Below are 21150 nucleotides of genomic sequence, written 5' to 3' on the forward strand. Positions count from 1 at the left end.
GGGGCGCGGGCGGGCCGGCGGGTGCGGACGGGCCGGCGCATAGGGCGGGGTCGGTGAGTACGACCGGGTCGGCGGATAGGGCTGGGTCGGCGGGTGCGGGCGGTGCCGAGGGGGTCGGTGCGGGTGTCGGTGCCGGTCTGCGGGAGCGGAAGAAGGCGCGGACGTACCGGGCCATCTCCGACGCGGCCGTCGCGCTCTTCCTGGAACGCGGCTTCGACCGGGTCTCCGTCGCCGAGGTCGCGGCGGCCGCCGAGGTGTCGAAGCCGACGCTGTTCCGGTACTTCCCGGCCAAGGAGGACCTGGTCGTCCACCGGTTCGCGGACCACCGCGACGAGGCCGCGCGCGTGGTCGCCGCCCGCGCCGAAGGCGTCGGGCCGCTGACGGCCCTGCACCGGCACCTCCTCGACGGGCTCGACCGCCGCGACCCCGTCACCGGGCTGAGCGACGAACCGTCCGTCCTCGCCTTCCACCGGCTGCTGTACGGCACGCCGAGCCTGGTCGCGCGGCTGTACGCGTACCAGGGCGAGTCCGAGCGGGCGCTCGCGGAGGCGCTCGGCGGGGACGTCGGCGCGCGGCTCGCGGCGGGACAGGTCATCGCCGTGCTGCGGGTCCTGGCGGAGGAGAACTGGCGGCGGATCGAGGCCGGGGAGAGCGCGGACGCGGTGCACCCGGACGCGGTCGCGGCGGCGGACGTGGCGTTCCGGCAACTGGCGGAGGGGCTCGCGGACCGGCTCCAGTAAAACGTTACTCGGTAAAAAAAGATACTCGGTTGCGTTATTCTCGGAGGAATGACGCCACTCGACCACGACCTGCACCAGGAACGGGCCTTCCACGACCTCTGCCGCGCCGCGCTGACCTGCATGGCGGACGGCGCCGCCGAACGCGTCGTCACCGGTGAGGACGTCTCGGCCTCCGGCGCCGACGCCGAGGACCTCGGTTACCACCTGCGCAGCCACGCCAAGGAACTGCGCGAGGAGCCGCCCGGGCCGCTGTTCTTCGGCCGCCTCGACCACACCGACGGCCGCCGCCACCACATCGGCCGCCGCCGCGTCAGTGCCCACCCGGCCGAGCCGCCCCTCGTCGTCGACTGGCGGGCGCCCGTGGCCCGCGCGTTCTACCAGGCGCGGCCGGACGACCCCCAGGGCGTACGGGTCCGGCGGCGCTTCGGCTGGGCGCCGTACAGCAAGGGCGACTCCGCCGACCTGACGGGCCTGGAGGACGAGCACCTGCAAGGCCCGGCGGGGGCGGCCGGCACGGGCGGCGGAGACGTCGCGGGCGGTGCGGCCGGCGCGGGCGGCGGGGGCGGCACGGGCGATGCGGCCGGAGAGGCCGGTGCGGCTGGAGGGGCCGCCGCGCGCTCCGGCGGGCTGCTCGCCGCCGAGATCGAGCGACCGCGCGTCGGGCCCATGCGGGACATCGCCGCGACCATCCAGCCCGAGCAGGACGACCTCGTCCGCGCCCCGCTCGGCACGTCCCTCTGCGTCCAGGGCGCCCCCGGCACCGGCAAGACCGCCGTCGGCCTGCACCGTGCCGCGTACCTGCTGTACACCCACCCCGGGCGCGTCCAGCGCGCGGGACTGCTGATCCTCGGGCCCAACAGGGCCTTCCTCGCGTACGTCTCCGAGGTGCTGCCCGCGCTCGGCGAGCGGGACGTGCGCCAGACCACCGTCGACGAGGAGATCGCCCGCGCCGTCGGCCACGAGCCCCGCGCCGAGGACACCGAAGCGGCGGCGGCCGTCAAGCACGGCGCCCGCATGGCCGCCGTCCTGCGCAGGGCCCTCTACGCGCGCGTGGTGCCTCCGTCCGCGGAACTGGCCGTCCCGGACGGCGCCTACCGCTGGCGCCTCCCGGCCGACGAACTCGCCGTGCTCGTCGAGGGCGTACGGGCGGAGGCCCCGCCGTACCTGGTCGGCCGGGAACGCCTGCGCAGCCGCGTCGTACGGGCCCTGCGCACGCGTGCCGAGCGGCGTGCCGGTCCGGTGGGCGCCGCCTGGGAGCGGCGGGTCGGCCGGTCGCGCCCCGTCACGGCCCTGCTGGACGCGTGCTGGCCCAGGGTCGCCCCCGAGCAGGTGCTCGCCGAGGTGCTGGCCGACCCGCGCGATCCCGCGCTGACCGGTGCCGAGCGCGCCGCGATCCGCTGGGCCAGGCCCCCGCGCTCGTACCGCTCCGCCCGCTGGACCGCCGCCGACCTGGTCCTCCTCGACGAACTGGCCGGGCAGCTCGAACGCACCGCCGGGTACGGCCACATCGTCCTCGACGAGGCGCAGGACCTGTCGCCCATGCAGTGCCGGGCCGTCGCCCGCCGCACCTCCGCGTCCGGTTCGCTGACCGTGCTGGGCGACCTCGCGCAGGGCACCACCCCGTGGGCCGCCCGCGACTGGCGGGAGCAACTGGCGCACCTGGGCCGTCCGGACGCCCGGATCACCGCGCTGACCGCCGGGTACCGGGTGCCGGGCGCCGTCGTGGACCTGGCCAACCGGCTGCTCGGCGCCCTGGGCGTGGACGTGCCGCCCGCGCGGTCGGTCCGGCGGGACGGCGAGGTGACCGTGCGGGCGGTGACCGGCCTGGAGGAGGCGGTGGTGGACGCGGTGCGGGCGGCGCTCGACCGGGAGGGCTCCATCGGCGTGGTCGTGGCGGACGCGGCGTACGAGCGGCTGCGCGGTGCGCTGGAGGCGGCGGGCGTCGCGACGGGGCACCCCGGCGACGTGGCCGCCGGCGCGCCGCGCGTCACGGTGGTGCCGGCCGGGCTGGCGAAGGGCCTGGAGTACGACCACGTCGTCCTCGCCGAGCCCGCCGCCGTCGCGGACGCCGGGCCGCGCGGCCCGCACCGGCTGTACGTGGCGCTCACCCGCGCGGTGTCCCGGCTGGACGTCCTCCACACCCGGCCGCTGCCGGGGGAGTTGGGCGCGGCCGTCGGGATGTCGTGACCGCACGGCCCGGGGGCGCGCACGGGCCCGGAGGGGGCGCCCGGCCACTACGATCACCCGTGTGGAGTGGGGGGACGGACACCGCACCGGCCGGGCGCGCGCCCCGGGGCGCGCGCCGTGACGCTCGTGGTCCTCGGCGCCGACGCGGCGGTCGCCCGCGCGGCGGCCACGCTGCCCGTCGACGTCGTCCACGTACGGCTGCCCGGCGCGGCTCCCCTCGACGCGCCCGCCGTCGCCCACCACGCGGTCGACTACCAGCACGGGCCCACGTTCCTCGCCTTCGTCGACGAGGTGCTGCGCCCCCTGTCCCCGGCCGCCGTCGTCTCGCTCACCGAACTCGGCCTCGAACCGGCGGCCGTCGCGGCCCGCCGCCTCGGCGCGGCCGGGGCGCCCCCGCAGGCCGTACGGGCCACGCGCGACAAGCTGGAGATGCGGCGCGTACTGGAGCGGTCGGCCCCGCACCTGAACCCGCCGTTCGCGGCCGGCGACGACGCGGAGGCGGTGGCCCGGCTGTTCGGCGCGGACCGCGGCCCGAAGGCGCCGGTCGTCGCCAAGCCGGTCGCGGGCACCGGCAGCAACGCGGTCACGCTCCTGAGGTCGGCGGCGGACCTGCCGGAGGACCGCAGGACCCGGGCCACGCTGCTCGAACGGTACGTCGGGGGACGGGAGTACAGCGTCGAGACGCTGTCCTCGGGCGGGCGCCACACGTGCCTCGGCATCGCGGAGAAGCGCACCGAGGGCGAGGCGTTCGTGGAGGTCGCCCACCTGATGCCGGCGCCGTCGCTGGACGCGGCCGGGCGGCGGCGCGTGGAGCGGGCGGTCGCGGAACTGCTCGACGCGGTGGGCCTCACGGACGGCCCGGCCCACACGGAGGTCAAGGTCGACGGCGCGCGCGTGACCGTCATCGAGACGCACAACCGCCCCGGCGGCGACGGCATCCCCGACCTCGTACGCCTCACCCGGGGGGTCGACTGGCGGCGTGCCGCGCTGGGCTGGCCGGTCGGCGTGGGCCCGCGCGAGGAGCCGGACGGGGCGGTGGTGGCCGCGGCGGCGACCGTGTTCGTCACCGCCCCGCCGGGCCGGGTGGCGGCGGTCGCCCCGCGGCCCGCCCCGACCGGGTGGCGGCTGGTGCGCTGGGACGTCCCGGTGGAACCGGGTGACCCGGTCTCCCCGCTCAGGTCGTCGGCGGACCGGCTGGGCATGGCGGTGCTGACGGCGGACGGCACGCGCGCGTGCGCGGACGCGGTCGACGAACTGAGGTCCCGGACGATCGTGACGACCCACCCCCCGGAGGACGGCGCGTGACGGCGCCGGATGCCGCCTTGGCTCCGGACGCCCCTTGGCGCCGGATGCAACCCAACGCCGTCGGACCCCCGGCCGTCCAACGTCGTCTGGGACCCCGGCCGCCCAACGCCGTCGGGGGCCTCGGTCGTCTGACGCCGTCAGGACCACCGGTCGGCCCGGTCGAGGTCCCAGCCGCCCAACGCCCTCAGGGCTCCGGCCGTCTAGCGCCGCCCGGACCGCCGGTCGGCCCGGTCGGGGCCGGGCCGGTGGGGCACTGCCGGCCGGCCCTCGGCACGCAGCGTCTCCGCGGCGACCCTGACGCGTTCTCCCGCCCCGGGGGGCGGGGCGAGCCTGATCCCGGCGTCGGTGAGGATGCCCAGGTCCAGCTCCCAGGCGACCTGCGAGCGCCTCTCCCACACCGCGAAGGCGGTCCGGACGTGCTCCCGGGCCTGCGGCTCGGTCATCCCGGTGACCTTCACCAGGTGGGCGAACGCCCGCGCCTCGACACCGCGGACCTGGGCGTAGCCGTAGTGGGTGACCGTGTGGCAGTCGGTGCACAGGCAGATGAGGCGCTTGAGGGTCTGCACGCGCGCGGCCTCGTCGAAGGTCCACCGCTCGTGGGCCTCCAGCCACCGCTTCTGCTCGCGGTCCTCGGCGGCCCCGCAGACCTCGCACCGCTGCCCGGCCCGACGGGTGATCATCCGGCGGAGCCGCTCCCAGTCCCTCCCGTCCACACAGGAGCGGACGTTGGTGAACCAGCAGGTCTGCGGCACCAGGTCGACGAACAGGCCGCTGCCGAGGCTCCGGTCCTCCCCCGGCAGCAGATCGGGAACGTCCGGCGCGGCCGCCCACCGCTCCAGCTCCGCCATCCCCGGGCGCGGCGCGTACCAGCGCTTGGCGGCGGGGTCCCACCGGGCCCCGCCCTTCTTCGCCGCGTCCTTCTCGGCGAACGGCACGTCCAACCAGACCCGCTCAACAGCCATGGTGGCCCTCCCCGTTGACGTCTTCTCCCATGCTGGCACGGGACGCGGAGGAGGGACCCGCGGGGCGCACCTGTCCTGTCCGCCGGATGTCCGGGTTGAGTAACTGCGGCAAGCATGTGCTTGCAATTGTTAGCGAGGGCGGGCAGCATCGGAGCATGGCATCACTCAACGTCGGCAACCTCGGCGAGTACCTGCGCGAGCAGCGGCGCACCGCGCAGCTCTCGTTGCGGCAGCTCGCGGAGGCGGCCGGGGTGTCGAATCCGTATCTGAGCCAGATCGAGCGCGGGCTGCGCAAGCCGAGCGCGGAGGTGCTCCAGCAGGTCGCCAAGGCGCTGCGGATCTCCGCGGAGACGCTGTACGTGCGGGCCGGGATCCTCGACGAGCGGGACCGCGAGGAACTGGAGACGCGGGCCGCCATTCTCGCCGACCCCTCGATCAACGAGCGGCAGAAGCAAGTGCTGCTGCAGATCTACGACTCCTTCCGCAAGGAGAACGCGCTCGACACGGACGGCGGCACCGGTGATGCCGGAGCAGGCACAGGATCTACCGAACTCTGACTCCGCGACGATCGCGCGCACCGCCGCGCGACGAACCCGCGACACGGGAGGACCACAGACCATGGCCATCATCGACGAGCTGCGTACGCCCCTCTACTTCGCCGCCGGTACCGCCGACCTCGCCGTGCAGCAGGCCCGCAAGATCGCTGCCGAAGCCCCGTCCCGGCTCGACGCGGTGCGCAACACCGACCCGAAGGCGGTCCAGGAGAAGGTCGCCGCGCAGGCCAAGGAGGCCCAGGCGACGCTCCAGGCCAAGTTCACCGAGCTGGTCGGCGGCTTCGACACGGACCTGAAGAAGCTCGGCGAGACCGCCCAGGGCCTGGCCCTGCGCGGGGTCGGCGCCGCGGCCGAGTACGCCGTGAAGGCCCGTGAGGCGTACGAGAAGGTTGCCGAACACGGCGAGCAGGCCGTCAAGGCGTGGCGCGGCGAGGCGGCCGAGGAGATCACCGAGATCGCCATCGCCGTCGAGCCCGACTCCGCCCCGGCGCCCAAGACCGGCAAGAACGAGGACACCGAGAAGGCCGAGAAGGCCGGGAAGGCCGAGGACGCCGGGAAGGCGGCCGGGGCCGCCGATGAGGCTGACCGGGCCACCGGTGCCGAGGAGCCCGCTCCGGTCGCTCCGGTCGGGGCGGACGCCGAGGCCGCCGAGTCCGGCACCGCGTCCGCCGAGTCCGGCACCGCGCGGAAGACCTCCGCCCGGAGGAGCACCGCCCGGAAGACCGCCTCCTCGGGCACCGCCGACGAGAAGTGAGCCGCCGCGCCCGGCCGGACCGCACGCCGACACCGCGTCGGCGTACGGTCCGGCCAGGCACCTTCACGGTTGCCGGGGCGTTGTACGGGTACCTTGGCCGCGAGGCGCTCCATCCACCTACCAGGCGGTGCTCACCATGCTGATGTCCGGTTTCAACTCGTTGGTCGGGCTGCTCTTCCTCGCGATGCTCGTGTTCGCCGTCGTCGCGCTGGTCTTCGCCGCCCTGGCGCGCGAGGACGCCTACCGGGCCGCGGACAAGCAGACCAAGTCGTTCTGGCTGATCATCCTGGGGGTCACGGTCGCCGTGGACCTCTTCGTGAACTTCCTGGTCCTCCAGCTCGCCGGACTCGTCGCGACCATCGTCTTCATGGTGGACGTACGCCCCGCCCTCCGCCAGGTGTCGGGCGGCGGCCGTCGCGGCTCCAGCAGCGACGGCCCGTACGGCCCTTACAACGGCGGCCGGTAGCGGCCCGGACGGGCCGGACGACTCCGGGCAGGATCGGACGACCCCGGGCAGGGACGGGCGACCCCGGGCAGGATCGGGCGACCCCGGGCAGGGACGGGCGACCTCGGATGGCCGAGCGACCTCGGGCAGGGCCGGGCGACCCCGGGGACAGGGCCAGGCGACCCGGGAGAGGACCGGACGCCTCCGTGCAGGGCGGGCGACCTCGGACGGCCGGGCCGTCCGGCGCGGGGCGTGTGGGGCCAGCGGGCCGCGCACGCGGACCGCGACCGGAGCGGCCCGTCAGGCGGGCGGCCCCGTCAGCGGGCGGCGCGGTCCAGGAGGAGGACCGCCACGTCGTCCGTGAGCTCCCCTTCGTTCAGGTCGCGGACCTCCGCCACCGCGGCCTCCAGGAGCTCCTCGCCGGCCAGGCCCCTGGCCAGCTGGCGGTTGATCATGTCGACCATGCCCTCCTGTCCGAGCCGTGGCGAACCGGGGCCTGCCGAGCGGCCCTCGATCAGGCCGTCGGTGTACATCATCAGGCTCCACACCCCGCCCAGCTCCACCTGCCGCCGCGGCCACCGCGCCTTCGGCAGCACGCCCAGCGCCGGGCCGCCGTCCTCGTACGGGAGCAGCCGGGCGCCCTGCGCGGGGCGGGCGAGGAGCGGCGCCGGGTGGCCGGCCAGGCACAACCCGGCCCGCCGCCCGTCGGGCGCGATGTCCACGGTGCACAGGGTCGCGAAGATCTCCTCGCTCTCCCGCTCGTGCTCCAGCACCTGCTGGAGCGTCGACAGCAGCTCGTCCCCGCACAGCCCCGCGAACGTCAGCGCCCGCCACGCGATGCGCAGCTCAACGCCGAGTGCCGCCTCGTCGGGGCCGTGCCCGCACACGTCGCCGATCATGGCGTGCACCGTGCCGTCCGGGGTGCGCACCGTGTCGTAGAAGTCACCGCCCAGCAGGGCGCGCGAGCGGCCCGGCCGGTAACGGGCGGCGAACCGCAGGTCGGAGCCCTGGAGCAGCGGTGTCGGCAGGAGCCCGCGCTCCAGCCGGGCGTTCTCCTGGGCCCGCAGTCGCGACTCGGCCAGCTTCACCTGCACCGAGTCGGCGCGCTTGCGCTCCACCGCGTACCGGATGGCCCGGCTCAGCAGCGGCCCGTCCAGCTCCTCCCGGAACAGCCGGTCCTGCGCGCCCGCCCGTACCGCCTCCGCCGCGAGCTCCGCGCGCTCCGACCTCGCCAGGGCGAGCACGGCGTGGCGCGGGGCGACGCGCAGGACGTGCCGCAGCGCGGACAGAGGATCGTCGCCGCGCCGCGCGTCGGTGGGCAGGTCGAGGTCGACCAGGACGCAGTGCACGTCGTCGGTGAGAAGCCGCTCGGCCTCCGTGAGGTTCCGGGCGGTGCGTATGCGGACGCGGCCGCCGGCGGCGTCGACCAGTTCGGGGACGGTGAAGGTGCCCGCCGGGTCCTCCTCGATCACCAGCAGAGTGAGGTCACCGTTCGACACGTCGAGCGTGTTCACCCTCTGCCGCTGTGCGGGCACGGGCGCGGGTACGGGCATCGGTTCGGTTTCCTTCCCTCCCCCCGAGGGTGCGGGTGGAGCGCCGGACGACGCTCCGCCGACGGGGACCATAGCGGCACCCGGCGCCCGAACGGAATGGCGATCAGTGAAGACTCCGCGGCATATGCCGTGCATGGGGAGGTAGTTGGCCCCCTCCTCATGAGAAACATCACGTGAGGAGCGTGCTCCACCCGCGCCCGGACCCACCGGACGCCCCCGGCCGACCTGCCCGTGACGCAGCTCCCGTAATGCGGCTACTTGTCCGGACGGACGACACCCAGGATCGGTATCGAACCGGCACCCGCCACCGTGATGTGCCGCCCCGGCCGCGGGGCGTGGACCATCGAGCCGTTCCCGATGTACATCCCCACGTGGCTGGCGTCATCGAAGTAGATGATCAGGTCGCCGGGCCGCATGTCCTGGACCGCCACCTTCGGCAGCAGCCGCCACTGCTCCTGCGACGTGCGCGGGATGCCGCGGCCGGCCGCGCCCCAGGCTCGCTGCGTGAGCCCCGAGCAGTCGTACGCGTCCGGGCCCTCCGCGCCCCACACGTACGGCTTGCCGACCTGGGCCATGGCGAACGCGACGGCCTTCTCGCCCTGCGCGCTCGCGCCGCGTCCGGCCTCCTTCAGGGCGCCCGACGCCAGCCACGCCGCCTGTGCGTTCGACTGTGCCTGCCGCTCCAGGAGCCGCAGCCGCTCCCGCTCGGCGGCCTCCAGCCGCGACTCCAGCTTCTCCGCTGCGGCGATCTTCTCCGTTATCAGCTTCTTCGCCCTGGCCTGGCGGGCGCGGTTCGCCTCCAGGCGGGTCCACTCGGCGCTGGCGTCCCCGGTGTACGTCTCCAGGTCCTCCTGGCGCTGCTGGAGCTCCGCCAGCAGGTCCTTGGTCGCCTTCTGGCCCTGCGCGAGACGGTTGGCGCCCTCCAGGAAGAGCTGCGGATCGTCGGTGAGGACGAGCTTCGCCTCCTCCGGGATGCCGCCGTTGCGGTACTGGGCGCGGGCGGCCGCGCCGGCGCGGCGCTTCAGCTCCTCGATCTTCTCCTGGCCGTCCACGATCGCCCGGGACAGCTTCACGATCTCGGCCGACTGCTTCTTCGCCTGCTCCTCCGCGAGGTTGTACGCGTCGGTGGCGGAGGCGGCCTGCCGGTACAGCGCCTCGATCTCGGCGCGCACCTCCTCCAGGCTCTTCTCCGGCAACCGGGCGGTCGCACCGGGCGTCGGCGCGGGTGCGGGCGCGGCGTGGGCCGGCGCCGCGAGAACGGTCAGGGCGCACACCGCGGTGATCGCGACGGTGACGCGACGGCGTCGATTCACAGGCTTCCCCCTCCGGACGTCGACCGACCAGGCGGCACCGCTCCCCATCTGATTTACCGTCAGTAACTCTCGGTGCCGCTGGCGATCGTGCCATGTCACCGGTGAAAGTAACAGGGCCGGGAGGGGGTCCCGACCGGCTGTCCACAGACTGGGGGCGAGTGGCGCCACCAGGGCGGTTGTCCACAGGGCGGGGTTGCGGTGCCGCGGGCCGCCGTGCTCCTGCCGGGGCGTCGTGCTCTACCGGACCGCCGTGCTCTACCGGGGCGCCGTGGGCCAGCCCCGCGGCGCCAGCGCGTCCCAGCGCACCGTCAACTCGCCCTGGCGCCAGCGGCGACGCCCGTCGGCCAGCGGCCAGTCCGCCGCCAGGGCCGAAGCCGTCGCGATCCACCGCTGGCGGGCCCCCAGGGAGGCGTACGGGGCAGCCGCCGCCCAGGCCCGGTCGAAGTCCCGCAGGAACGCGTGCACCGGCTCACCCGGGACGTTCCGGTGGATCAGCGCCTTGGGGAGCCGCTCCGCCAGGTCCGAGGGGCGCTCCAGGGAGCCGAGGCGCGTGGCGAACGTCACCGTGCGCGGCCCCTCGGGGCCCAGCGCCACCCAGACGTGGCGGCGGCCGATCTCGTCGCAGGTGCCCTCCACGAGGAGGCCGCCCCGCGCCGCGAGGCGCCCGCACAGGCGGGCCCACACGTCCGCGACCTGGTCCTCGTCGTACTGGCGCAGGACGTTCGCCGCGCGGATCAGGGCGACCGGGCCGTCGACGGGCACCTCGAAGCCGCCGTGTGCGAACGACAGGCCCTCGCGCGCGTAGGGCCGGGCGGCGGCCACGCGCGCGGGGTCGATCTCCACGCCCACGACCCGGGCGCGAGGGTCGGCGTCCCGGCGGAGGCGGTCCAGCAGCTCCACGGCGGTCCAGGGGGCCGCGCCGTAGCCGAGGTCGACGGCGACCGGCGGGGCGTCGGCACGCCGCAGGTCGGCGCCGTGGGCATCGGCGATCCAGCGGTCCATGCGGCGCAGCCGGTTGGGGTTGGTGGTCCCGCGCGTGGGACTCCCGACAGGGCGTGTCATCCGCGGAGCCATGCCCACGAGCGTAGACGCTCCCCTGGACCCCCCTTCCCGGACGCCCGTCCCCCGGCTCGGGCTCCGGCTCCGGCTCCAGCCCCGGAGCCCCGGCCCGGGCGCCCCGGTCCCGGCCCTGCTCGGAGAGCCCTGGGTGGTCCCCGCCCCGCGGGGTACCACCCGGACGCGCGCTCACCCGGGAGACTCCGGCTCCGAACCCCCGGCCGTACGCCCGGGCCCCGGAGTCCCCGACCGGAGAACCCCGGGCACGGCGCTCACCCGGCGAGGTACCCGGACGCGCGCCCACCCGGGAGGCCCCGGCCCCGACACCCTGGCCCCCGGCTCCACCCCTGCGCCGGAGCCCCGCCCGCGAGGTACCCGGACACGTGCGCCCGCCCGGAGAGCCGCCGGGCGTGAGACCCCGCCCGCGAGGTACCCGGACACGCGCGTCCACCCGGGAGAACCCGGCCCAGACCCCGGACCATCACCTCAGTCCCGGCCCGTCACCCCAGCTCCAGGCCCCAATCTCACGCCCCGGCCCACCCCGACCCCCCAGCCCCGGCCCGAGCCCCGCCCCTCACCCCGACACCCCGGCCCCGCCCGGGACGCCCCCGCCCGGGACGCCCCGGCCCCGGGCCCTGGACCGTCCCCGACCCGGCGTAATGAATTGGCAAAGCGGAAATGAAAGGGCACCCCCGCGCTGTTGTGGCGGGGCGGAGAGGGGTCTGCCGGCCTCTTCCCTGCCATGCCGTGCCCGCCCCTGACCCTGAGCGGAAGGACCGACGAGGTGAGCCAGTACGTGTCCCGGTTCTCCGGCACCCTGGTACCGCCGCCCCGGCTCAGGCTGCCCGGACGGCACCGCCGCGGACCGCGGCGGGTCGCCATGCTGAGCGTCCACACCTCCCCGCTCCACCAGCCCGGCACCGGCGACGCGGGCGGCATGAACGTCTACATCGTCGAGCTGGCGAAACGTCTCGCCGCCATCGACATCGAGGTCGAGGTCTTCACGCGCGCGACCGCCGGCGGCCTGCCCCGGTCCGTCGAGCTCGCGCCCGGCGTCCTCGTGCGGCACGTCGAGGCAGGCCCGTACGAGGGCCTCAACAAGGAGGACCTGCCGGCCCAGCTCTGCGCCTTCACCCACGGCGTCATGCGCGCGTGGGCCCGCAACCGGCCCGGCCACTACGACCTGGTCCACTCCCACTACTGGCTCAGCGGCCACGTCGGCTGGCTCGCCGCCGAACGCTGGGGCACCCCGCTCGTCCACGCCATGCACACCATGGCCAAGGTCAAGAACGCCGCGCTCGCCGAGGGCGACACCCCGGAGCCCGCCGCGCGCGTGATCGGGGAGACGCAGATCGTACGGGCCTCCGACCGGCTGATCGCCAACACGGCCGGCGAGGCCGACGAGCTGGTCCACCACTACGACGCCGACCCCGCGAAGGTGGCCGTCGTCCACCCCGGCGTCAACCTGGATCGCTTCCGCCCCGCCGACGGCCGCGCCGCCGCACGGGCCCGCCTCGGCCTGCCGCAGGACGCCTTCGTCCCGCTCTTCGCCGGCCGCATCCAGCCCCTCAAGGCCCCGGACGTCCTGCTCCACGCCGCCGCCCGGCTCCTCGACGCCGACCCGTCCCTGCGCTCCCGCACGGTCGTCCCCGTCGTCGGCGGGCCCAGCGGAAGCGGCCTCGCCAAGCCGGAGGGCCTGCAGAAGCTGGCGGCCCGGCTCGGCATCGCCGACGTGGTCCGCTTCCACCCGCCCGTGGCGCAGCAGGAACTGGCCGACTGGTTCCGCGCGGCGAGCGTCCTCGTCATGCCGTCGCACAGCGAGTCCTTCGGGCTCGTCGCCATCGAGGCGCAGGCCACCGGCACGCCCGTCGTGGCGGCAGCGGTCGGCGGCCTGCCGGTGGCCGTGCGGGACGGCGAGACCGGCTTCCTGGTCGAGGGCCACGATCCCGCCGACTACGCGCGCGTACTGGCCCGGTTCGCCGCCGACCCGCACCTCACGGACCGCCTCGGCGACGCCGCCGCGCACCACGCGCGGTCCTTCGGCTGGGACCGGGCCGCGGCGGCCACCGCGGAGGTGTACGCGGCTGCCGTGCACGAGCACCGCCGTCGCGTACGCTCGCCCCATGGCTGACGCACAGCAGATCATCGAGTCCGCACTGCGCGACGCCGACCTGGCCTGGGAGTCACCGGAGCCCGGCTCGTACGTCGTCACGCTCCCCGGCACCAAGAAGCTGTCCACCACGCTCTCCCTGCGCCTCGGCAACCACTCGCTGTCCCTCAACGCCTTCGTCATCCGCCACCCGGAGGAGAACGAGGCGGCCGTCCACCGCTGGCTGCTGGAGCGGAACCTGAAGCTCTACGGCGTCGGGTACGCCGTCGACCCGCTCGGCGACGTCTACCTCACCGGCAAGCTCCCGCTGTCCGCCGTCACGCCCGACGAGCTGGACCGCCTGATGGGCTCCGTCCTGGAGGCGGCGGACGGCGCGTTCAACACGCTCCTGGAGATGGGCTTCGCGTCGGCGATCCGCAAGGAGTACGAGTGGCGGGTCTCCCGCGGCGAGTCCACCCGCAACCTGGAGGCGTTCAGCCACCTCACGCAGCCGTCGAAGTGACGCCACGGCCTGCCGGCCACCCATACGGTCCGGCTGGTCAAGCTTGACCAGTGCGCTCGAAGGGCCCCGCCCCGCCCCACCGCACGTACCGGGGGCGTACGACACCCCCGTGTCCGTACGCCCCCGGAGTCTTCGCGCCGCCCGGCGCGCCCTCACACCGCGCTGAGCCCGGCCTCCCGGCTACCGGCCGTCTCGGCTTCACCGGGGCTCTCAGCCACTTCGGCCTTCACACCCGCACCGGTGGCCACACCCGCGCCGGCCACCACCACCGCACCCGTACTGGCCTTCATACCCGCACCGGTCGTCACGTCCACCTCAGACACTGCTACCGCACCGGACACCGCACTCGCCCCGGTCGCCACACTCGCACCCGTACCGGTCGCCGCACCCGCCCCAGACACCGCACTCGTACCCGTACTAGTCACCGCACCCGTCCCGGACACCGCACCCGTACCAGCCACCGCGTCCGCCCCGGCGCCCGCCTCGCCCCCGCTCAGCGCGCGCCGCAGCAGCAGCGCGTACCCGGCGGCCGCCACCAGCGCGACGGCGGCGCACCCCAGCCACAGGAAGCCCGGCCCCGGACCGGTCACGACCCAGCCCGCCGTGATCGGCGCGACGAACCCGCCGACCGACCACGCCATCCCCATCACGCCCTGGTACCGGCCGCGGGCGTGCACCGGCGCCAGCCGGGCGGTGGCGGCGGCGTTCGTCGGGACGTAGACCATCTCGCCGACCGTCCACACCACCACGGTCACCGCGAACATCAGCGGCGTCCCCACCAGCGCCGTCGCCCCCGTACCCACCGCGAACAGCAGCGCCGAGACGATGAGCAGCGCGACCGGCGACCGCCGCTCGGTGATCTTGTTGACGAGCAGCTGGAAACCGACGATGACGACGCCGTTCACCGCGATGACCATGCCGTACGCGTCCGGCTCCAGCCCCTTGGAGGTCATGGTCAGCGGCAAGCCGACCCACGGGGTGCTGAAGACGGTGCACACGAGCAGGCTCAGCAGCACCAGCGTCCGGAACGGCCCGTCCCGCAGCACGTCCAGCGTCGTCAGCCGGGGCCCGGCGGAACGCTTCCCGTCCGCGCCCACCGGCGTCTCGGGCCGCGTCTCCGGCAGCCGTACGAACACGATCAGCGCACACAGCGCCGTCGCGACGGCCTCCGCCAGGAACAGCGTCCGGTAGCCGAGGAACAGCGCGGCGCCGCCACCGGTCGCGGCGATGGCGAAGCCCAGGTTGAGGGCCCAGTAGTTCAGCGCGTACGCCCGCCGCCGGTCGTGCTCCGGCACCTGGTCCGCGATGGTCGCGCCGATGGCGGGCCGCACGGACTGCATCGCGACACCCATGAGGAGCACCACCGCGGCGACCGCCCAGGGGCTGGTCACCACCGCCAGCGCCACCGCGCACCCGGCCCCCGTCAGGTGCCCGGCCACCATCGTCGGCCGGCGCCCCCACCGGTCGCTGAGCATGCCGCCCAGCGGTGACCCGGCGATGCCGCCGAGCCCGTGCAGCGCGACGACGAGCCCCGCGTACCAGCCGGAGAAGCCCAGCTCCTGGGTGAGGAAGAGCGACAGGAACGTCAGGACGAACGCGCCCGTACGGTTCACCAGCGTCGACAGCCACAGCCACCAGAACCCCTCCGGGAGCCCCGACACCGTGCGCCGGGCTGAACGTATGAGCGGGACGATGGACACGCGAGCTCCCTGGTAAGCGGCTTTTTGCTTACCTAGGTCTTACGCGTTTCCACGGCCCGTTGGCCACTGGATTGACGGGGACCGTCAAGCGTCCGAGCGCCGGGAGCGTCCACTAATCTCGTACGCATGGCCGACGCACCGTACAAGCTGATCCTCCTCCGCCACGGCGAGAGCGAGTGGAACGCGAAGAACCTGTTCACCGGTTGGGTGGACGTCAACCTCACCGAGAAGGGCGAGAAGGAGGCGGTCCGCGGCGGTGAGCTGCTCAAGGACGCGGGTCTGCTCCCCGACGTACTCCACACGTCCCTCCAGAAGCGCGCGATCCGCACCGCGCAGCTCGCCCTGGAGGCCGCCGACCGCCACTGGATCCCGGTCCACCGCTCCTGGCGGCTGAACGAGCGGCACTACGGCGCGCTCCAGGGCAAGGACAAGGCGCAGACGCTCGCCGAGTTCGGCGAGGAGCAGTTCATGCTCTGGCGCCGCTCGTACGACACCCCGCCGCCGGTCCTCGCCGACGACGACGAGTTCTCGCAGGCCGGCGACGCGCGCTACGCGACGATCCCGCCGGAGCTGCGTCCGCGCACCGAGTGCCTGAAGGACGTCGTCATCCGCATGCTGCCGTACTGGTACGACGGCATCGTCCCCGACCTGCTGGCGGGCCGCACGGTCCTGGTCGCCGCCCACGGCAACAGCCTCCGCGCCCTGGTCAAGCACCTGGACGGCATCTCCGACGCCGACATCGCGGGCCTGAACATCCCGACGGGCATCCCGCTGTACTACGAGCTCGACGCCGACTTCAAGCCGGTCACCCCGGGCGGCAAGTACCTCGACCCCCAGGCCGCCGCAGCCGCCATCGAAGCCGTGAAGAACCAGGGCAAGAAGAAGTAGCCGCCCACGAACAAGCCCCCGACCTGCGGTTCCCCCGCCGGGAGGGGGCTTTTCGCTGCCTCTGGGCCCTCTCCGGGCCGTCAGGGCGATGGGGCCGTGTGCTCTCCGGATTCCGGCTCCTGGCCGGGCCCCCACGCCTCTGTCCCCGCCCGGCCGCCCCGGTGTTCGCGTTCGCGGTTGGCGTCGTTGGGACGGTTCGGCGCCCGCTCGCGCGGTGCCTCGTGCACGACGCCCCGGCCCGGTCCACCGCCCACCTGCGTGGCGCCTCTGTGCGGGCCCCCTCCCGGGTGCTTCGGTGGCGCGTGGTGCCGAAGCGTTCGGGAGGGGGAGGGGTGGCCGGGGTGTCAGGGGCTGGTGAGGACGACGAGTTGGCGGGTCGCGCGGGTCATCGCGACGTAGCGGTCCACCGCCCCCTCCACGCCCCCGCCGAACGCCTCCGGGTCGACGAGGACCACGAGGTCGAATTCGAGCCCCTTCGACAGCTCCGGCGTCAGCGACCGTACGCGCGGCCTCTCCCGGAACGCGGGGGCGCCGATGACGCAGGCGGTCCCGTCGGCGTGCGCGGCGAGCCAGTCGTCGAGGACCGCGTCCAGGTCCGCGGCGGACCCGTGGACGACGGGGACGCCGCCGCTGCGGATGGAGGTCGGCACGTTGGCGTCCGGGAGTACGGCCCGGATGACCGGTTCGGCCTCCGCCATGATCTCCGCCGGCGTCCGGTAGTTGACGCTCAGGGAGGCCAGGTCGATCCGGTCGAACCCGACCCGCTCCAGCCGTTCCCGCCACGACTCCGTGAACCCGTGCCGGGCCTGGGCGCGGTCCCCGACGACGGTGAAGCTCCGGGACGGGCACCGCAGCAGCAGCATCTGCCACTCCGCGTCGGTCAGTTCCTGGGCCTCGTCCACGACGACGTGCGCGAACGGTCCGGCGAGCAGGTCCGATTCGGTGCCGGGCAGCGCGGTCTCGTCGATCAGGGCGTCCCGCAGGTCCTGCCCGTGCAGCATCGTCACCGCGCCCTCGCCGTCGTCGTCGGCGGCGAGCACGTTGTCGATGACGCCCGCCATGCGCTCGCGTTCGGCGGCGACGGCGGCCCTGTGCCGGCGCCTGCGCAGCGCCGCCCCCGGGTCGCCGAGCCGCTGCCGTGCCGCGTCCAGGAGCGGCAGGTCCGACACCGTCCACGCCTGCGCGTCCGCGCGCTGCAGCTTTTGGACGTCCTCGCGGCTCAGCCAGGGCGCGCACATCCGCAGGTACGCCGGTACGGACCACAGGTCCCCCACCAGGTCCGCCGCCTCGATCAACGGCCACGCGCGGTTCAGGGCCCCGGTCAGCTCCGCGTCGTGCCGCAGCGCCCTTCGGAACAGCTCGGCCGGTACGTCGCCGCCGTGCCCGTCCAGCAGGATCGTGGCCAGCTCCTCCCAGATCAGGTCCCGCGCCTCGTTGTGCGGAGTGCCCGGTTCCGGTGCTTCGAACGCCTCGGCCCAGTCGTCGGCGCTCAGGTGGACCTCGCCCCAGGGCGTCGTGACCGTCATCCCCTCGGTGGGCGGCGCCTCGTAGAACCCGACGGCCTTCTCGATCGCCTTCACCATGTCCGCGGACGACTTCAGGCGGGCCACCTCCGGGTCGGTCTCGGTCGTCGCCCCGGCCCCCTCGGCGACGAGGTCCCGCAGGGTGCAGGTCTGCACGCCCTCCTCCCCGAGGCTGGGCAGGACGTCGGCGACGTACCCCAGGTAGGGCTGGTGCGGGCCGACGAAGAGCACGCCGCCCCGGCGGTGACCGAGGCGGGGGTCGGAGTAGAGGAGGTAGGCGGAGCGGTGCAGGGCGACGACGGTCTTCCCCGTGCCCGGGCCGCCGTCGACGACGAGGGCGCCGCGGGACCCCGCGCGGATGATGGCGTCCTGGTCGGCCTGGATGGTGCCGAGCACGTCCCGCATCCGTGGCGACCGGGTGCCGCCCAGGCTGGCGATGAACGCGGACTGGTCGTCGAGCGCGGCGTGCCCGGCGAACCCGTCCGGGGTGAACACCTCGTCCCAGTAGTCGCTGATCCGGCCGCGCGTCCAGCGGTACCTGCGGCGGCTCGTCAGGCCCATCGGGTTGGCGTGGGTGGCCCCGAAGAACGGCTCGGCCGCGGGGGAGCGCCAGTCGAGCAGCAGCCGGCGGCCCGTGCTGTCCGAAAGGCCGAGCCGCCCCACGTACACGGGCTCGGGGTCGTCCGCGCCGACCATGTGCCCGAGGCACAGGTCCAGGCCGAAGCGACGCAGCGTACGCAGACGGGCGGAGAGCCGGTGGACCTCCGTGTCCCGGTCCATCGCCTCCCGGCCCACGCCGCCGGGCGCCCTGCGTACGGCGTCGAGGCGGTCGGACAGTTCGGCGATCGACTGCTCCAGGCACTCCGCGATGGCCGCGAAGTGCTCCTCGTCGCGGGCGATCAGCGCCGGGTCGGCCTTCGGGGCGAGGCGGTCGGGGAGGTCGAACGCACTGGTGGTCAGGGGGGTCACGTCATCAGCTCCGATCGGGGGCCGCGCGGCCATGGTGCGCGGCGGGGCGTCCGTACCGGCGCGGCGGCGGACCGGACGGCCATGGCGGGCGGTGCTCCGCCCGGTGTGGTGGGTCCTGTGGCCGCTGCCGGTCGGGGGCGCCGGGGTTCGCGGGTTGTCGTGTTCTGGTCCGGCTCGACGGGCCTGTGCGGTGCGGGTGCGGCGGGCTTGTGCGGTTCAGGCTCGACGGACTTGTGCGGTTCGCGCGTACGCGGGCGGCCTTTCCCGGCCGGCCACGTCGAGCACCAGCGGTACGCCGACACCGGCCGACCGCCGCGCGAAGTCGTCGTCCGGCGGCGCGCACCTCCGCACCTCCGCGCCGAGGGCCCGCAACCGCGCCGCGAGTGCCCCCGGAGGTTCGACGCCCTCGCGCGATCCGTACGTCGTCAACAACACCCGCACTTTGGTGACTCCCTTTTTCGCCGGCTCTGGCTCAGGCCGGAAATTCTGCGGCATGACCGGGGCCTTGCCGCAAGCCCCCCTGTGCGATATAAGTTAAAAGTGGCGGGGAGCAGGTACTCCCTTCATCCCTCCCCGCGAGCCGCCGCTGATCGGCGGCCGGCGACAGGCGGTCCCTACGAAGGCCGCCCCTCGAAGAACCCCGTGAGAGCCGGTTCGTCCGCGGTACGTGGACGGCGAGCGGGACGTCCGGTGCCCGGGCCCGGAAATATCAGCAACCCGGAAGAGTCGAAAGCGCCCCAAAAGCCCTTTCCCGTACGGGCGTTATGGCGGGCGCCGGAGAAATGGCCGTCCCGGAGTTCACGGAAAAGCCCCGACCGCTTTTACGGCCTGCTCCGTGGAATCGACCGGCCGATACGACTCCGGGCCGAAGGGGAAAGGCGGGAGGGGGGAGAGGGTGTTGTGGCGGGCCTGTCCGGGCCGGTCACAGCGGCACGGCGGCACGACGGTCCTGCGGATGCGGACCAGTACCCGGCCTACGGGTTCCCGCACCGGCCCCGAGCGGCTCCGCCGCCGTCTGGGCGGCGGGGGCTCCACGCCCTCGGTGCGGCGGGACGCGGGCCTGGGGGCGGGCGTACCCGGTCACCGCCGGGTCTCCGCCATCGCCCCGCCGCCGACTACCACCCGCACCGCCGACCACCACCCGCACCGCCAGGCCCCCACCCGCACCGCCAGGCACCGGCCACCACCCGCACCGCCCGCACCACCAACCATCACCCGCACCACCAACCACCGCCCCCGCCACCCACCGCCCCCGCCACCCCCACCCCCGCACGCGTAGGGCCCCGGCCGAGTCATCCCGGCGCGGGGCCCGTCGTACGGGGAAGGGGGTACGGGCGCGGTGCCCGGACCCCGTGCCCGCGGGCGCCGCGGGTCGCCTTCACCCGCCGCCCGGGGCCGCCGTCACACGGCCGTCGCGGTCACCCGCAGCTGCCGCTGCACGAGCAGGGACCGCCCGACTGGCAGCCGCAGCTACAGCCGGAGCCGCACCCGCAGGCGCCGAGCAGGGGCAGGTGGGTCGGTTCGACGGGTGGCTCCTGCTCGGTCCGGGTCGTGGGGGAATCTGCCATGGCTTCCTCCTCAGCGGGGGGCCTGTGTCGCCTCGCCCCTCATTGCACGCCCGCCGGTGAGGGCGCATCAACGGCGCATGGAGGCGCCGCGCCGTCCCCGCGCCTCTGCCGTACCACCAGGCGCCCGGGCGGGCCCGTCGGGCCCGAAAGCGCCGCCCTCACGCCCCTTCGACCGGCGCCTCCGGCTGCTGGAGCTCGTCGGCGTGCTCACCCGTCACCAGGTACACCACCCGCTTCGCCACCGACACCGCGTGGTCCGCGAAGCGCTCGTAGTAGCGGCCCAGCAGGGTGACGTCGACGGCCGTCTCGATGCCGTGCTTCCAGCGGTCGTCCATCAGGTGCTGGAACAGCGTCCGGTGCAGCAGGTCCATCTCGTCGTCGTCCTGCTCCAACTGGAGCGCCAGGTCGATGTCCTTCGTGATGATGACCTCCGCCGCCTTGGCCATCAGGCGCTGCGCGAGCTGGCCCATCTCCAGGATCGTGGCGTGCAGGTCGCCCGGGACCGCGCGGTTGGGGAAGCGCAGCCGGGCCAGCTTCGCCACGTGCTGCGCCAGGTCGCCGGAGCGCTCCAGGTCGGCGCTCATGCGCAGCGAGGTCACGACGATCCGCAGGTCCGTCGCCACCGGCTGCTGGCGCGCCAGCAGGGCTATCGCGCGGGCCTCCAGGTCGTGCTGGAGGTCGTCGATCTTCTGGTCCGCGGCGATCACCGCCTCCGCCAGCTTGAGGTCAGCGTCGAGCATCGCCGTCGTGGCGCGCCCGATGGCCGACCCGACCAGCCGGGCCATCTCGACCAGCCCTTCGCCGATCGAGTCCAGTTCCTCGTGGTACGCGTCCCGCATGGATGTCCCTCTCTCACTACGCTCGGGGTCCCGGTGGGGCTGGGTGGTGCTCGGGCCCCACGGTGCCACGGTCACGGGACGACACGTCGGGGGCCTCCCTCCCAAGTGAACCGTCACCATCCCCTCGGTGAACTCTGAGCGACGACTGTTCGAGCAGCCACTCGGACGGCTGGGAGTGCGCC

The 21150-nt window shown here is 74.7% G+C and carries 17 protein-coding genes; 9 read left to right on the forward strand and 8 right to left on the reverse strand.

Annotation, left to right across the window (positions count from 1 at the left end; translation table 11 throughout):
• Nucleotides 1–53 precede the first annotated feature (53 nt).
• The 3 genes from AC07D6_RS13750 (at nt 54) to AC07D6_RS13760 (ending at nt 4232) form a co-directional block, all read left to right on the forward strand.
• The gene (locus AC07D6_RS13750) at nt 54–740 is read left to right on the forward strand and encodes a TetR family transcriptional regulator (protein ID WP_479044122.1); all 687 of its coding nucleotides are present in this window, start codon (nt 54–56) and stop codon (nt 738–740) included.
• A gap of 48 nt (nt 741–788) precedes the next feature.
• Nucleotides 789–2927, forward strand: coding sequence for a HelD family protein (locus AC07D6_RS13755; RefSeq protein WP_479044125.1), 2139 nt, complete (start codon nt 789–791; stop codon nt 2925–2927).
• Nucleotides 2928–3044: 117 nt separating this feature from the next.
• A complete protein-coding gene (locus AC07D6_RS13760) occupies nt 3045–4232 on the forward strand; it encodes an ATP-grasp domain-containing protein (RefSeq protein ID WP_479044127.1) in 1188 nt (395 codons plus the stop codon).
• 200 nt (nt 4233–4432) lie between these two features.
• Here the strand turns inward: AC07D6_RS13760 and AC07D6_RS13765 are convergent, their stop codons facing one another.
• The gene (locus AC07D6_RS13765) at nt 4433–5194 is read right to left on the reverse strand and encodes a DUF5710 domain-containing protein (protein ID WP_315880219.1); all 762 of its coding nucleotides are present in this window, start codon (nt 5192–5194) and stop codon (nt 4433–4435) included.
• 155 nt (nt 5195–5349) lie between these two features.
• On the opposite strand from AC07D6_RS13765, the gene AC07D6_RS13770 reads away from it, so the two are divergent.
• The 3 genes from AC07D6_RS13770 (at nt 5350) to AC07D6_RS13780 (ending at nt 6968) form a co-directional block, all read left to right on the forward strand.
• Nucleotides 5350–5751, forward strand: coding sequence for a helix-turn-helix domain-containing protein (locus AC07D6_RS13770; RefSeq protein ID WP_315880218.1), 402 nt, complete (start codon nt 5350–5352; stop codon nt 5749–5751).
• Between the two features lie 61 nt (nt 5752–5812).
• Nucleotides 5813–6502 carry a hypothetical protein gene (locus AC07D6_RS13775; RefSeq protein WP_479044130.1) on the forward strand — a complete coding sequence of 230 codons (690 nt, stop codon included), beginning with the start codon at nt 5813–5815 and terminating at the stop codon, nt 6500–6502.
• Nucleotides 6503–6638: 136 nt separating this feature from the next.
• Nucleotides 6639–6968 (forward strand): DUF2516 family protein, encoded by a 330-nt coding sequence (locus AC07D6_RS13780; protein ID WP_315880216.1) that lies wholly within the window; start codon nt 6639–6641, stop codon nt 6966–6968.
• A gap of 296 nt (nt 6969–7264) precedes the next feature.
• Here the strand turns inward: AC07D6_RS13780 and AC07D6_RS13785 are convergent, their stop codons facing one another.
• The 3 genes from AC07D6_RS13785 to AC07D6_RS13795 form a co-directional block, all read right to left on the reverse strand.
• A complete protein-coding gene (locus AC07D6_RS13785; RefSeq protein WP_315880215.1) occupies nt 7265–8500 on the reverse strand; it encodes a PP2C family protein-serine/threonine phosphatase in 1236 nt (411 codons plus the stop codon).
• A gap of 254 nt (nt 8501–8754) precedes the next feature.
• Entirely contained in the window at nt 8755–9813 is a 1059-nt protein-coding gene (locus tag AC07D6_RS13790) for a C40 family peptidase (protein ID WP_479044133.1), read from the reverse strand.
• Between the two features lie 255 nt (nt 9814–10068).
• Entirely contained in the window at nt 10069–10887 is an 819-nt protein-coding gene (locus tag AC07D6_RS13795; RefSeq protein ID WP_315880213.1) for a class I SAM-dependent methyltransferase, read from the reverse strand.
• A 766-nt stretch (nt 10888–11653) separates the two neighbouring features.
• On the opposite strand from AC07D6_RS13795, the gene mshA reads away from it, so the two are divergent.
• Nucleotides 11654–13000: a D-inositol-3-phosphate glycosyltransferase gene (gene mshA, locus AC07D6_RS13800; protein WP_315880212.1), complete on the forward strand. Its 1347-nt coding sequence runs from the start codon at nt 11654–11656 to the stop codon at nt 12998–13000.
• Nucleotides 12993–13481: a type III secretion system chaperone family protein gene (locus AC07D6_RS13805; protein ID WP_315880211.1), complete on the forward strand. Its 489-nt coding sequence runs from the start codon at nt 12993–12995 to the stop codon at nt 13479–13481. Before mshA ends, AC07D6_RS13805 begins: the two co-directional genes overlap by 8 nt.
• 152 nt (nt 13482–13633) lie before the next feature.
• Here AC07D6_RS13805 and AC07D6_RS13810 read toward each other — a convergent pair whose 3' ends face one another.
• Nucleotides 13634–15181: an MDR family MFS transporter gene (locus tag AC07D6_RS13810; RefSeq protein ID WP_479044136.1), complete on the reverse strand. Its 1548-nt coding sequence runs from the start codon at nt 15179–15181 to the stop codon at nt 13634–13636.
• A gap of 126 nt (nt 15182–15307) precedes the next feature.
• On the opposite strand from AC07D6_RS13810, the gene AC07D6_RS13815 reads away from it, so the two are divergent.
• On the forward strand, nt 15308–16069 hold the full coding sequence (locus AC07D6_RS13815; RefSeq protein ID WP_315880209.1) for a phosphoglyceromutase: 762 nt from the start codon (nt 15308–15310) through the stop codon (nt 16067–16069).
• A gap of 344 nt (nt 16070–16413) precedes the next feature.
• Here AC07D6_RS13815 and helR read toward each other — a convergent pair whose 3' ends face one another.
• From helR to phoU, 3 genes are all read right to left on the reverse strand, one after another.
• Nucleotides 16414–18561 carry an RNA polymerase recycling motor ATPase HelR gene (gene helR / locus AC07D6_RS13820; RefSeq protein WP_479044138.1) on the reverse strand — a complete coding sequence of 716 codons (2148 nt, stop codon included), beginning with the start codon at nt 18559–18561 and terminating at the stop codon, nt 16414–16416.
• 1418 nt (nt 18562–19979) lie between these two features.
• Nucleotides 19980–20129, reverse strand: a complete 150-nt coding sequence (locus AC07D6_RS13825) for a hypothetical protein (RefSeq protein ID WP_479044140.1) — start codon at nt 20127–20129, stop codon at nt 19980–19982.
• Between the two features lie 158 nt (nt 20130–20287).
• Nucleotides 20288–20968: a phosphate signaling complex protein PhoU gene (gene phoU / locus AC07D6_RS13830; RefSeq protein ID WP_315880206.1), complete on the reverse strand. Its 681-nt coding sequence runs from the start codon at nt 20966–20968 to the stop codon at nt 20288–20290.
• Between the last annotated feature and the right edge of the window lie 182 nt (nt 20969–21150).

This window comes from Streptomyces sp. NPDC045287, from assembly GCF_056432325.1.

Bases quoted from the DNA above. Each gene is read 5' to 3' on its own strand.
- AC07D6_RS13755 (WP_479044125.1), top strand. From the start codon at position 789: ATGACGCCACTCGACCACGACCTGCACCAGGAACGGGCCTTCCACGAC.
- AC07D6_RS13765 (WP_315880219.1), bottom strand. From the start codon at position 5,194: ATGGCTGTTGAGCGGGTCTGGTTGGACGTGCCGTTCGCCGAGAAGGAC.
- AC07D6_RS13770 (WP_315880218.1), top strand. From the start codon at position 5,350: ATGGCATCACTCAACGTCGGCAACCTCGGCGAGTACCTGCGCGAGCAG.
- AC07D6_RS13775 (WP_479044130.1), top strand. From the start codon at position 5,813: ATGGCCATCATCGACGAGCTGCGTACGCCCCTCTACTTCGCCGCCGGT.
- AC07D6_RS13780 (WP_315880216.1), top strand. From the start codon at position 6,639: ATGCTGATGTCCGGTTTCAACTCGTTGGTCGGGCTGCTCTTCCTCGCG.
- AC07D6_RS13785 (WP_315880215.1), bottom strand. From the start codon at position 8,500: ATGCCCGTACCCGCGCCCGTGCCCGCACAGCGGCAGAGGGTGAACACG.
- AC07D6_RS13795 (WP_315880213.1), bottom strand. From the start codon at position 10,887: ATGGCTCCGCGGATGACACGCCCTGTCGGGAGTCCCACGCGCGGGACC.
- AC07D6_RS13805 (WP_315880211.1), top strand. From the start codon at position 12,993: ATGGCTGACGCACAGCAGATCATCGAGTCCGCACTGCGCGACGCCGAC.
- AC07D6_RS13815 (WP_315880209.1), top strand. From the start codon at position 15,308: ATGGCCGACGCACCGTACAAGCTGATCCTCCTCCGCCACGGCGAGAGC.
- AC07D6_RS13825 (WP_479044140.1), bottom strand. From the start codon at position 20,129: ATGGCAGATTCCCCCACGACCCGGACCGAGCAGGAGCCACCCGTCGAA.
- phoU (WP_315880206.1), bottom strand. From the start codon at position 20,968: ATGCGGGACGCGTACCACGAGGAACTGGACTCGATCGGCGAAGGGCTG.